This is a genomic window from Pseudomonas sp., assembly GCF_030684895.1.
In the GTDB taxonomy this organism is placed as follows: Bacteria; Pseudomonadota; Gammaproteobacteria; order Pseudomonadales; family Pseudomonadaceae; genus Aquipseudomonas.
The window spans coordinates 79109-91394 of the sequence record NZ_JAUXXP010000038.1; the positions used below are offsets into that span (position 1 = coordinate 79109).

Sequence of the window (12286 nt, forward strand, 5' to 3'; positions counted from 1 at the left end):
AGCCGCCTCTAGGGCGGCTTTAGTTTGCTTGCTATTTACTCCAGGCCGTCGCGGTCGCGAAAGCCGAGCAGATAGAGAATACCGTCCAGGCCCAGGGTCGAGATCGCCTGCTTGGCCGATTGCTTGACCAGCGGCTTGGCGCGGAACGCCACACCGAGGCCGGCGATGGCCAGCATCGGCAGGTCATTGGCACCATCGCCCACGGCGATGGTCTGCTCCAGGCGCAAGCCTTCCTTGGCCGCCAGCTCGCGCAGCAGGTCAGCCTTGCGCTGAGCGTCGACAATCGGCTCAACTGCCACACCAGTGACCAGGCCATCGACAATCTGCAGTTCGTTGGCAAACACATAGTCGATACCCAGCTTGGCCTGCAGCTGCCTGGCAAAGTAGGTAAAGCCGCCAGAAAGGATCGCAGTCTTATAGCCCAGGCGGCGCAGCTCGCTGAACAGCGTCTCGGCGCCTTCGGTCAGGCGCAGTGAGGCGCCGATATCCGCCAGCACGGTTTCCGGCAAGCCCTTGAGCAACGCCAGGCGTTCGCGGAAGCTGGCGGCGAAATCCAGCTCGCCGCGCATCGCCCGCTCGGTGATTTCCGAGACCTGCTCGCCAACACCAGCGGCTTTGGCCAGCTCGTCGATCACCTCAGCCTCGATCAGCGTCGAGTCCATGTCGAACACCGCCAGACGGCGATTACGACGGAACAGCGAATCGCGCTGGAAGGCGATATCGACGTTGAGTTCCTGCGCCACGCTAAGGAACTCGGCACGCAGAGCGGCCGGATCAGCCGGCTCGCCACGCACCGAGAACTCAATACAGCCCTTGCCCTGTTCGGCCGGCATATCCAGCGGCATGCGCCCGGAGAGGCGGTCGATATGGTCGATATTCAGGTCATAACGCGCGGTAATCGCACTGACGCGCTGCAGTTGCTCGGCCGTCACCTTGCGCGTCAGCAGGGTGACAATATGCCGGGCCTTGCCCTGGCCACTGACCCACTGCTGGTAGTCCACCTCGGATACCGGGGTAAAGCGCACCTGCTGATCAAGTTTGTAGGCGGTAAAGAGAATGTCCTTGAGCACCGAGGACGCGCGCTCGGTATCCGGTATTTCCACCAGGATGCCGAACGACAGGGTGTCATGGATCACTGCCTGGCCAATATCGAGGATATTCACCCCGCCCTGAGCCAGTACGCCAGTGATGGCGGCAGTCAAACCGGGGCGATCTTCGCCGGTGATATTGATCAGGACGATTTCGCGCAAGGCTCGGTCTCCAGTACAGCGTCAGGGGCAGCGGCTTGCTGAACAGGTCACAAGCCGTGGAAAAGGCGCACATTCTACCCATTTTCAGCGGCAAACAGCCACGCACGGCGCTTTGCCCACTGCGGGGGCGCCGCTATACTGCGCGCCAACTACAGTCGACATGAGCCGAGCTCTGTGAACCGGCCCGCCCCCGTAAAACCCGATAATTTCTTCCTGCTGCTGTTCCAGGCCCTGCGCCAACGGCGCATCCCCCTGGCGCTACGCATTGTCAGCCATAGCTTGCTGCTGGTGGCCCTGGCCCTGGTGATCTATGGCTGGGTGATCGGCATGCAGTTCAAGCATGCCATGCAGCAGCAGGCCGAAGCCCTGGGCACCAGCCTGATTACCCAGACCGCCGCCTCGGCGACCGAACTGCTGGTGTCCAACGACATCCTCAGTCTCAACGTGCTGCTCAATAACCTGGTGAAAAACCCGCTGGTGGCCCACGCCGCCATCTACAGCGTGGACAACCGCATCCTCGCCGAGGCCGGTTCACGCCCAAGCAAAAGCATGCTCGGGGAAACCGAGGGGCTGTACTCAACACCGATCACCTTTCAGGAGGTAATCGCCGGGCAGCTGCGCATCAGCCTGGATATGCAGCAGTTCCAGCAGCCGATGACCATCAGCCTGCAGAGCATGGGCATTCTTAGCCTGATTCTGCTGGCCCTGACTCTCAGCCTGAGCTTGCGTTTAGGTCGGCATATCTCCACCCCGCTGCTGCAACTGCGGGTATGGCTGCGCGACCCGGATGACCCTGCGCCAGGCGCTGGCCGCCAGGATGAAATCGGCGACCTGGCGCGTCAGCTGCAAGCACGCCTGGTGCCCGAGAAGCCTGCGCTACCAGAAGACGAGCAAGAGCCGCTCTACGACGACGAGCCACTCGCCCAGGAGGATGACGACTATCTGCCTGAAGCCTTCGATGATGAGCCGGACTTTGAAGTGCGTGACCTGCACGATGAGCGCTTCGATGAGCGCGACGAGTTGCTCGAGCCGCTGCACAGCGATGACCAGCCATACGTAGACAGCGCCATGGACGATCCATTCTCCGAGCTGCGCGAGCAGCCCGAGCATGAGCCCGCGCCAGCCCCCGTGATCCGTCAGCCGCTGCCCAGCGCCGTACTGGCGATCCAACTGGGCGCACAGGAGCAACTGCGCCGCCTACCGCGCAGCCGCCTGATGGAGCTGCTACAGCGTTACCGTGACTGCCTTGACCGCGCCGCCAATCTGTATCAGGGCGAGCTGCATACCTTGAGCGACGGTAGCAGCCTGATGCTGTTTCACCAGCTGGATATTGGCGAGGACTACCTGACTCACGCCATCTGCTGCGGCGAACTGATGCGCGCCCTCGGCCATGCCCTGCAGATTGAAGTGGCGGACAGCGGCATCACCCTGCAACTGCAGCTGGGTCTGACCCTGGGCGAGAACCTCAGCGATCTCAGCCAAGGCGACCTGCTGCTCAGTGAAACGGCGCAGAACGCCCTGGCACTGTCACAGCACAGCCGCAACCTGCTGCTGGTCGAGCGCAGCATTGCCGACGATGCTCTGGTCAGCCAGCGTGCGCGCATTCGCGCCATCGCCAGCCCGCAAGGTGCCTGCTGCGTGGAGCGCCTGCTGGAGCCCTATCCATCGCTGCTGGAGCGCCAGCTGGCGCGCATGCACGAAAGCAACTAGAAACACGCGCCTGGCTGAATCGCCAGGCGTTATCCCTAGAAGCGGAACACTTCGCCTTCACCACGCATCGGCTCAACCACCGGAATACGCGGCGGCGCGGGCGGCGCCGGCTTTATCGGCGCAGGTTTACGCACCGGTGCCGGCGCGACGACTGGCGGCACTTGTGTGCCGTGGGTTTCGATGGCGACGGCCAGCTGCTCGATCAGCTGCTGCAGCACCAGGCTCTGCGCCCGCACCTGATCGACGATGGTGCCGCTATGGGCCTCTTCCAGCCTGACCAGACGCCCATCGAGCAACTTGCCATCGACCCCGGCCAGGCGCCACTGCGCGTCCAGCACGGCGGGACGCTGTGGGCCAGAGTCCAGTCGAGTAATCGACAAGCCCAAACGGACCTGCGGCACAAATCCGGCGGCGCCAGGCGCCAGTACCAGGCGCTGGCTGTCCAGGCGCGAGGCCAGTTGGCGCAACAGCTGCTGATCGATATCGGCGGCCAGGCTGCCGGCCCAGCGCGCATCCTCAGCGGCGGTCAGGCTGCCGTCAGCCTGACGTTGCAACAGCGCGTCACGCTGCAGGTAATCAGCCACCGCTACCGGCCCGAGCAGCACGGCAATGCCTTGCTCGGCTACGGGAACGCGAATATCGCCGCTGTCGAGCTGGTACAGCGGCGCTTGCTGATAGCGCATACAACCCGCCAGCCCAAGCACGCCGGTCAGCAGCAAAATTCCGGGAAAACGCAGTGCAGTCATCTTACTCATCCAGCCGGCCAGTCTGCCGGCGTGCATACACATTAGGTGCCGGCGGGTCGCTTGCGTGACCCGCCTTACGGCCGCGTATCATCCTTGAAAGCCGCTCGCGACTCCAGCGCAGTACTCGCTAGCCCTGAACCTCGACCAGCAGGCTGTCGACGCGCTGGAAGCCGCGCGGCAGCTTGTTGCCACGCCGCCCGCGCTCACCTTTGTAGTGCTCCAGATCATCGGCTTTCAGCGACAGGGTACGCTTGCCGGCCTGCAATACCAGGGTGCTGCCTGCCGGCAACACGGCCAGATCGGTGAGGTATTCCTCACGCGACGCGACCCGCTCACCCGGGATGCCGATAATCTTGTTGCCCTTGCCTTTACCCAGTTGCGGTAAATCGCGCACGGGGAACAGCAGCAAACGGCCTTCGGTGGTCACTGCCGCCAGCCAATCCTCTTCACGATTAGCCAACGGTTTCGGCGGCACTACCAGGGCACCGGCAGGCAGGCTAAGCAGCGCCTTGCCGGCCTTATTCTTGGCCTGCAGGTCTTCGCCTTTGACCACAAAACCGTAGCCGGCATCGGAGGCGATCACATACAGCGCATTGTCATCCGGCAGTAGCACGCACTCGAAGGTCGCCCCCGGCGGTGGCGTCAGGCGGCCGGTCAACGGCTCGCCCTGGCCACGGGCCGATGGCAGCGAATGCGCCGCCAGCGAGTAGCTGCGCCCAGTGGAGTCGATAAACACCGCGTACTGGTTAGAGCGACCTGGCGCGGCAGTCTTGAAACCATCACCGGCTTTGTACGACAGGCCAGTGGCGTCGATATCGTGGCCCTTGGCGCAGCGCACCCAGCCTTTTTCCGAGATCACCACGGTGACCGGCTCGGTCGGCATCAATTCGGTTTCGCTGAGTGCTTTGGCTTCGGCGCGAGCGACGATGGGCGAACGACGGTCATCGCCATATTTCTCGGCGTCGGCCAAAATTTCCTGGCGCACCAGCTTCTTCAGCTTGGTTTCACTGCCCAACAAGGCCAGCAGCTTGTCGCGCTCCTTGGCCAGTTCTTCCTGCTCGCCACGGATCTGCATTTCCTCAAGCCGCGCGAGCTGGCGCAGGCGGGTCTCAAGGATGTACTCGGCCTGAACCTCGGTAAGGCCAAAGCGCTCCATCAGCACCGGCTTGGGCGAGTCCTCGGTGCGGATGATGCGGATCACTTCGTCGAGGTTGAGGAAGGCAATCAAGCGGCCTTCCAACAGGTGCAGGCGATGCTCAACCTTGTCCAAACGGAACTGCAGGCGACGGCGTACGGTGCCGACGCGGTACTGCAGCCACTCGGTGAGCAGGGTGCGCAGGTCTTTTACCGACGGTTTGCCGTCCAGACCGATCACGTTGCTGTTGACCCGGTAGCTGGACTCCAGCTCGGTGGTGGCGAACAGGTGCTGCATCAGCTCATCGGCATCCACGCGGTTGGAGCGCGGGATAATCACGATGCGGCACGGGTGCTCGTGGTCCGACTCGTCGCGCAGGTCGGCGACCATCGGCAGCTTCTTGGCCTGCATTTGCGCGGCGATCTGCTCCAGTACCTTGGCCCCGGAGACCTGATGCGGCAGCGACGTCACCACCACATCGCCGTCCTCGACGCGGTACACGGCGCGCATACGCACCGAGCCTTTGCCGGTTTCGTAGATCTTCAGCAGGTCGCTGCGCGGGGTGATGATTTCCGCTTCGGTCGGGTAATCCGGGCCGAGAATATGCTCGCAAAGCTGCTCGACCGTGGCATTCGGCTCGTCCAGCAGGCGAATGCAGGCCGACGCGACCTCGCGCAGGTTATGTGGCGGCACATCGGTGGCCATGCCCACGGCGATACCGGTGGTGCCGTTGAGCAGAATATTTGGCAGGCGCGCTGGCAGGGTCGCCGGCTCGTTCATGGTGCCGTCGAAGTTCGGCACCCAGTCCACGGTGCCCTGGCCCAATTCGGTCAGCAGCACCTCGGAATAACGCGACAGACGCGCCTCGGTGTAACGCATGGCGGCAAAGGATTTGGGATCATCCGGCGCACCCCAGTTGCCCTGGCCGTCGACCAGGGTGTAGCGGTAGCTGAACGGCTGCGCCATCAGCACCATGGCTTCGTAGCAAGCGCTGTCGCCGTGCGGGTGAAACTTGCCGAGCACGTCACCAACGGTACGCGCCGACTTCTTGTGCTTGGAGTCGGCGTCCAGGCCCAGCTCGCTCATGGCGTAGACAATGCGCCGCTGCACCGGCTTCAAGCCGTCGCCTATATGCGGCAGCGCGCGGTCCATGATCACGTACATGGAGTAATTGAGGTAAGCCTGCTCGGTGAAATCGGCAAGGGAACGGCGTTCAACACCGTCCAGGCTCAAATCGAGGGATTCGCTCATGCGTGCCTCATTGCAAAGTGGATTGGCGCAGCATCAAGGTGCCGCCGCGCTGGGTAAATTCGAGTTGTTTCAGGGCACTCATGCCCAGCAATACGTCATCGCCGCCCATGCCGGGGGCGATCAAAGCCTCTACGTCGGTCAGCACGATATCGCCCAGCTGCAAGCGCTCAAGCCGCGTACGGTGCGCCGTGGCGCGGCCATTGGCAGTGCTGATGGTAATTGCCGCGCCAGCCTGCAAACCCAGGCGCTGCGCCACCTCGGTCGGCACCGCAACCTGCGTCGCCCCGGTATCGAGAAGGAAGGTCACCTCCTCGCCGTTAATCTTGCCGCCGGCCATGTAGTGGCCCTGGCGGCTGCTGGCCAGGTGCACCTCGACATAGCCGCTGCCATGCAGCGACTCAGGCGCGCGATTGGGGTTGCGCTGGGCATCTTCCCAGTCGCCGAAAAACTTGGTCGCCAGCAGCAAAGCAGCACCCCAGGCCAGCACCAGCATCACCCGCCCGGCACGTTTGCCCGCAGGCTGCTCGCTCACGGCTTGCTACCCCAGCCGCCTTGGGGTGCGGCAAAGCGCCAGATAATCGGCCGCGATTCACCGTCAGCGCGGCTGAAACGGCCGTTATCGACACCCACCCAGGCACCGGCCTGGTCCACCCACAGCGCCTCGGCCAGGCCATAGGACGGCGGGTAGAGGCGTTCAGGGGTCAGCGCTTCACCGGCAAACGACCAGCACTGTTCGACCTGACCATTACTCAGGCTGCGCCGACAGATGCGGTGCGCCTGGCGCTCAAGGGTGAACAGCTTTTCGTTATGGAAGGCCAGTCCGGAGAAGTCCCGTGGCTGCTCTTTCGCGCCCAGCTGCTCGGGCGCGGGCTCGGTGCCCGCCTCACTGAACAGCACGCAGCCACCGGTACAACGCCAGACGCTGCGCTGCTTATGCACCACCAGCAAGCCGCGACGCATGCGCTCGGCCGCCAGATACAAACGCTCGCCCGCCGGATCGACGGCAATTCCCTCAAACAGCGAGTTGTAGTGCAACAACATGCCACTGGCGCGCGCCTGGCGGATCAGCCCCTGGGGCAGCTTGAGCCAATTAGGCTCACCCACGACCGGCAACTGCAGCACGGCCGCCTTGGCCTCGCTGACCAGGTAACGGTTACCGGCAGCGTCACAGCTGATGCCCTCGAAATCCAACTCACCACCGCGCACCAGCCCGGCGACCCAGCTGCGCATGCGCAAGCCCCAAGGCAAGCGCGTATCCGGGGCGGGGGGAGCAACAAAGGTCTCGGCACTGGCCTGCCACTGCGCCTCATCCGACGTCAGGCGATACAGCTGCTGATCATCGCGATCAGAAACCGCCCACAGCGCGTTATCGCACCAGGCCAACCCGGACAAATTACCGCTGCTGATGCCGCTAACCGGTTGTTCATTGAGCAGCTTCAGCTCCTCCAGCGCCGTCGCGCTCGCCAACAAGGGTGAGCAGACTAGTAGGCAGACAGCCAACAACCGCTGCATCAGAGCAACACCTCGGCCAGGTTGCCCTTGGACTCCAGCCAGGATTTACGGTCGCCGGCGCGCTTCTTCGCCAGCAGCATGTCCATCATTTCCTGGGTGCCGGGGTAATCGTCCAGGGTCAACTGCACCAGACGCCGGGTGTTGGGGTCCATGGTGGTTTCGCGCAGCTGCGGCGGGTTCATTTCGCCCAGGCCTTTAAAGCGGGTGACCTGCGGCTTGCCGCGGCGCTTCTCGGCCACCAGACGGTCGAGAATGCCGTCGCGCTCGGCTTCATCCAGGGCGTAGAAAATTTCCTTGCCCAGGTCGATGCGGTACAGCGGCGGCATGGCGACATAGACGTGACCCGCATCCACCAACGGGCGGAAATGCTGGACGAACAGCGCGCAGAGCAACGTCGCGATATGCAGACCGTCGGAGTCGGCGTCGGCGAGGATGCAGATCTTGCCGTAGCGCAGCTGGCTGAGGTCGCTGGAGCCCGGATCGAGGCCAACCGCCACGGCGATGTTGTGCACCTCCTGGCTGGCCAGCACCTCGCTGCCATCGACCTCCCAAGTATTCAGAATCTTCCCGCGCAGCGGCAGGATCGCCTGGAACTCTTTGTCGCGCGCCTGCTTGGCCGAGCCGCCGGCGGAATCACCTTCGACCAGAAACAGTTCGGAGCGCATCGGGTCCTGGCCAGCGCAGTCAGCCAGCTTGCCCGGCAGCGCCGGACCTTGGGTAATACGTTTGCGCTCGACCTTCTTGCCGGCCTTAAGGCGACGGTTGGCGTTGCTGATCGCCAGCTCCGCGAGCTGCTGACCCAGTTCCGGATGGCCGTTAAGCCATAGACTGAAGGCGTCTTTCACCACACCGGAAACGAAGGCGGCGGCCTCGCGGGACGACAGACGTTCCTTGGTCTGCCCGGAGAACTGCGCGTCCTGCATCTTCATCGAGAGGACGAAAGCAATGCGCTCCCAGATATCTTCCGGGGCCAACTTGACCCCGCGCGGCAGCAGGCTGCGGAACTCGCAGAACTCGCGCATGGCATCCAACAGGCCCTGGCGCAGGCCGTTGACGTGGGTGCCGCCCTGAGCGGTGGGGATCAGGTTGACGTAGCTTTCCTGCACCGCGTCGCCGCCTTCCGGCAGCCACAGCAGTGCCCAATCTACTGCTTCTTTATTACCCGCCAGGCTGCCGCAGAACGGCTCATTAGGCAGGCGTTCAAACTCGCTGACCGCGTCCACCAAATAGGAGCGCAGGCCGTCTTCGTACATCCACTCGACTTTCTCGCCGCTGGCTTTGTCCTCGAAACTGACCGCAAGCCCCGGGCACAACACCGCCTTGGCTTTCAGTACGTGTTTAAGGCGGCTGACCGAGAACTTGAAGGAGTCGAAATACTTGGCATCCGGCCAGAAATGCACGCTGGTGCCGGTGTTGCGCTTGCCCACGGTGCCGACCACGGCCAGGTCGCTGGCCTTGTAGCCGTCAGCGAAACTCATCTGGTACTCGTTGCCGTCGCGTTTGACCGTGACAATCACGCTGGTCGACAGCGCGTTGACCACCGAGATGCCCACGCCATGCAGGCCGCCGGAGAACTGGTAGTTCTTGTTGCTGAACTTGCCGCCAGCATGCAGCTTGGTCAGGATCAGCTCGACCCCTGGTACGCCCTCTTCCGGGTGAATATCCACTGGCATGCCGCGACCGTCGTCGAGCACTTCCAGGGAGTTGTCCTCATGCAGGATCACCTGAATCGATTTGGCATGCCCGGCCAGTGCTTCGTCGACGCTGTTGTCGATGACTTCCTGAGCCAGGTGGTTGGGCCGGCTGGTGTCGGTGTACATGCCCGGGCGTTTGCGCACCGGGTCGAGGCCGGAAAGGACTTCGATGGCATCGGCGTTGTAAGAGCTAGAACCTTGCTGGGCCATGGGGTCTCTTGTTGGTCAATTGAAAACGGAAAAGTCGATATCCTGCCACAGCTGGCGTGGAATACCGGCGAAAGCGAAAAGCATCGGCAGGCGCTCGGCAAAACCCTGAAAGCCGTGATCGCCACCGGCCTGGATACGCAGCGCGCAGGCGCGGTAATAGTGCTGGGCATCGCGATAATCGAGGGTTTCGTCGGCGGTCTGCAGCCACACCTGATAGCGCGCCGGGTCTTGCAGCACCGCTACATCCAACTCGGCCAGGGCGGTTACATGGTCGGTCGTCAGCTCCCAGGTCTCATCGCTGTAATAGTTCTTCTGCGGGCCCAGGTAACCATCGAAACGCAGGTGCGGGCGCACGGCGGGATTGATCAGCAGCGCCGGCAACCCATGGCGTTCGGCCAAGTGGGTCGCATAGTAGCCGCCCAGCGAGCTGCCAACCAGCACGGGCCGACCAAGCTCGGCTATCAGCGCTTCGAGCTGGGCAATTGCTTGGCGTGGATGGTGATGCAAGGCTGGCACCCGTAGCTGCGCGACCAGGCCCAGCTGCGCCATGGCGCGCTGCAACTGGCTGGCCTTGAGCGATGCCGGCGAGCTGTTGAGCCCGTGAATATAGAGAATGGATGCGGTCATGGGCGGGAGGCTAACCGGTTGCGGCGACCGGCTGCAACCGGTTAGCCGAGCGGCTTAATAGCCTTTGATGGTGTAATCGATTTCGAACTTGATGCCAGTCACCCGCGACACTGCGGTTTCCAGGCGGCCGTCATCGAACAAACGCAGCCAGCGATAGCCCGGCGCGGTTTTATCGACCTGAAACTCCTCGCTGCCCGGGGCGAACTGCACGCAGGTCGAGGGTGACGCCAGTAGACGAATCGGGCCGCGCTGCTGATCGAGTTCCTGATGGATATGCCCCCAGAGCACCGCACGCACCTGACTGAAACGCTCGAGCACGGCAAACAGGGCATCCGGGTTGCGCAGACCGATGGGCTCCATCCATTTGCAACCGATGGACACCGGGTGGTGATGCAGGCAGATCAGGTGATGACGATCCGGCGCTTCGCTGAGCGCCCGTTCCAGCAGGGCAAGCTGCTGATCGTTGAGGTAACCGGGAACGGCACCGGGGATCGAAGAGTCGAGCAGGGTCACGCGCCAGTTGCCCAGGTCGATCACCGGCTCCAGCAGGTCACTGCCAACACAGGCTGCCTGCATAGCAGGTACTTCATCGTGGTTACCGGGGAACCAGCGTGCGGGCGCGGGGATGACAGCGGTCATCTCGCGAAAACGCTGGTAGGACTCGGCACTGCCATCCTGCGAGAGGTCGCCACTGGCCAGGATCAGGTCAATCTGCGGTTGCTCCTGCAGCACGCGCTCGATCACCCGCTGCAAGCTGTCTTGGGTATCCATGCCCAATAGCTTGCCTGCCCCGTCGGCAAACAGGTGACTGTCGGATAACTGCACAAGCAGTACCGAGCGATCAACAGCAGTGGTTTTAGTCGGCGCGCCCGGCAAGACCTTCTCCTTGAGCGGAATGCGTGAATTATGCTGGCTAGCCCTGCGGGCGGTAAACCCGCGAAAGGGGAATAGATCACAGAACGCCCGCTGTAAATCCAACGCCCACCCTAAGGCTAGCGCGTATCGGAATAATGCGCCTGCGACTGATTATCGGCAGAACGTGGAAAAACCTAACGCACCGGAGCCAGTTCGTGGCCGCAAGCCAGGCAGTGGCTCAGCCACTCGCCGAGAAACAGATTGAGCTGGGTCTTTTCATCCGGCTGGTGCATGGCCGCATTCGGGTAAGGATAAATACCGTGGAAGCGCCGCGCACTCTGCGTGCCGACCACCTCGGCCATGCGCGCATCGTGATAGACCCGCACCTCCAGACGCGGCACCGGCAGCCAGGACAGGCTGTGTTCCTGGCGCACCTCGATGGTCGAGGTATAAGGGCAGGTTTCCAGCACCTCCAGGGCCAACACCCCGAGCAGGTGCTCGCCCTGACTGAGGGCCACACGGCGAATCTGCTGCCGGGCCTCACCGCGCATGTCCGGCAGCAACTGCAGCAGACGCACGTAGTTGAGTTCGCAAGCGGTCTGCAGCTCGACCAGGTCGACCCGATAGCGCTCGCGCAACAGGTTCACGACCACAGCCCCCGTACTTCGGCGCGGTTCAGCGCCAGCCACTGCAGAGCGATGATGCTCGCGGCATTGTCGATACGCCCATCTTTCAGCGCATCCAGGGCATCTTCCAGCGGCCAGACGTGCACGCGAATGTCCTCGCCCTCTTCCGCCAGACCATGCACACCGCCGGCACCTTCACTGTCGCAACGACCGACAAACAGGTGCACACGTTCATCCGAGCCGCCGGGTGACGGGTAGTACTGGGTAATCGGCCACAAGGAGGTCAACGGCAGATTGGCTTCCTCCATCGCCTCACGGCGGGCGACTTCCTCCGGCTGCTCATCTTTGTCGATCAATCCAGCGACCAGCTCCAGCAGCCAGGGATTAGCGCTTTTCTCCAGCGCGCCAACACGGAACTGCTCGATCAGCACCACACAATCGCGCTGCGGGTCATAGGGCAGCACGCACACCGCATCGTGGCGCACGAACAATTCGCGACTCAGCTCCGGGCCCATGCCACCGGCAAACTGGCGATGGCGCAAACGCAGCCGATCGAGTTTGTAGAAGCCGCTAAAGCAGGCCTCGCGCTCGATCACTTCGACATCTTCTCGTTGCATAACGCCCCCTGATTAACAGAAACGGGCCCGAAGGCCCGTCCTAGTTGCATCCT

The 12286-nt window shown here is 63.0% G+C and carries 11 protein-coding genes; 1 reads left to right on the plus strand and 10 read right to left on the minus strand.

The features are described from left to right. Positions 1 to 35: 35 nt before the first annotated feature. A complete protein-coding gene (serB, locus tag Q8M42_RS07535; protein ID WP_304864090.1) occupies positions 36 to 1250 on the minus strand; it encodes a phosphoserine phosphatase SerB in 1215 nt (404 codons plus the stop codon). A 174-nt stretch (positions 1251 to 1424) separates the two neighbouring features. Here serB and Q8M42_RS07540 point away from each other — a divergent pair, with 174 nt between their 5' ends. Further along, positions 1425 to 2960 (plus strand): AhpA/YtjB family protein, encoded by a 1536-nt coding sequence (locus Q8M42_RS07540; RefSeq protein WP_304864089.1) that lies wholly within the window; start codon positions 1425 to 1427, stop codon positions 2958 to 2960. 35 nt (positions 2961 to 2995) lie between these two features. On the opposite strand, the gene Q8M42_RS07545 is transcribed toward Q8M42_RS07540, so the two are convergent. The 9 genes from Q8M42_RS07545 to Q8M42_RS07585 all read right to left on the minus strand — a co-directional run bounded on the left by Q8M42_RS07545 (position 2996) and on the right by Q8M42_RS07585 (position 12233). Continuing rightward, a complete protein-coding gene (locus Q8M42_RS07545; RefSeq protein WP_304864087.1) occupies positions 2996 to 3706 on the minus strand; it encodes a membrane integrity-associated transporter subunit PqiC in 711 nt (236 codons plus the stop codon). Positions 3707 to 3833: 127 nt separating this feature from the next. Next, positions 3834 to 6092 (minus strand): DNA topoisomerase IV subunit A, encoded by a 2259-nt coding sequence (parC, locus tag Q8M42_RS07550; RefSeq protein WP_304864085.1) that lies wholly within the window; start codon positions 6090 to 6092, stop codon positions 3834 to 3836. Between the two features lie 7 nt (positions 6093 to 6099). Next, positions 6100 to 6624, minus strand: coding sequence for a TIGR02281 family clan AA aspartic protease (locus Q8M42_RS07555; RefSeq protein ID WP_167143038.1), 525 nt, complete (start codon positions 6622 to 6624; stop codon positions 6100 to 6102). Next, the gene (locus Q8M42_RS07560; RefSeq protein WP_370692683.1) at positions 6621 to 7604 is read right to left on the minus strand and encodes an esterase-like activity of phytase family protein; all 984 of its coding nucleotides are present in this window, start codon (positions 7602 to 7604) and stop codon (positions 6621 to 6623) included. Before Q8M42_RS07560 ends, Q8M42_RS07555 begins: the two co-directional genes overlap by 4 nt. Beyond that, positions 7604 to 9508, minus strand: a complete 1905-nt coding sequence (parE, locus tag Q8M42_RS07565) for a DNA topoisomerase IV subunit B (RefSeq protein ID WP_275960531.1) — start codon at positions 9506 to 9508, stop codon at positions 7604 to 7606. The genes Q8M42_RS07560 and parE overlap by 1 nt, the downstream gene beginning before the upstream one ends. A 15-nt stretch (positions 9509 to 9523) precedes the next feature. Continuing rightward, a complete protein-coding gene (locus Q8M42_RS07570; protein ID WP_304864082.1) occupies positions 9524 to 10135 on the minus strand; it encodes a YqiA/YcfP family alpha/beta fold hydrolase in 612 nt (203 codons plus the stop codon). Between the two features lie 54 nt (positions 10136 to 10189). Continuing rightward, a complete protein-coding gene (gene cpdA, locus Q8M42_RS07575) occupies positions 10190 to 11011 on the minus strand; it encodes a 3',5'-cyclic-AMP phosphodiesterase (protein WP_304864080.1) in 822 nt (273 codons plus the stop codon). Positions 11012 to 11184: 173 nt separating this feature from the next. Continuing rightward, complete coding sequence (locus tag Q8M42_RS07580) at positions 11185 to 11643, minus strand: DUF1249 domain-containing protein (protein WP_304864078.1); 459 nt, start codon at positions 11641 to 11643, stop codon at positions 11185 to 11187. After that, complete coding sequence (locus Q8M42_RS07585) at positions 11634 to 12233, minus strand: NUDIX domain-containing protein (protein WP_304864075.1); 600 nt, start codon at positions 12231 to 12233, stop codon at positions 11634 to 11636. Before Q8M42_RS07585 ends, Q8M42_RS07580 begins: the two co-directional genes overlap by 10 nt. Between the last annotated feature and the right edge of the window lie 53 nt (positions 12234 to 12286).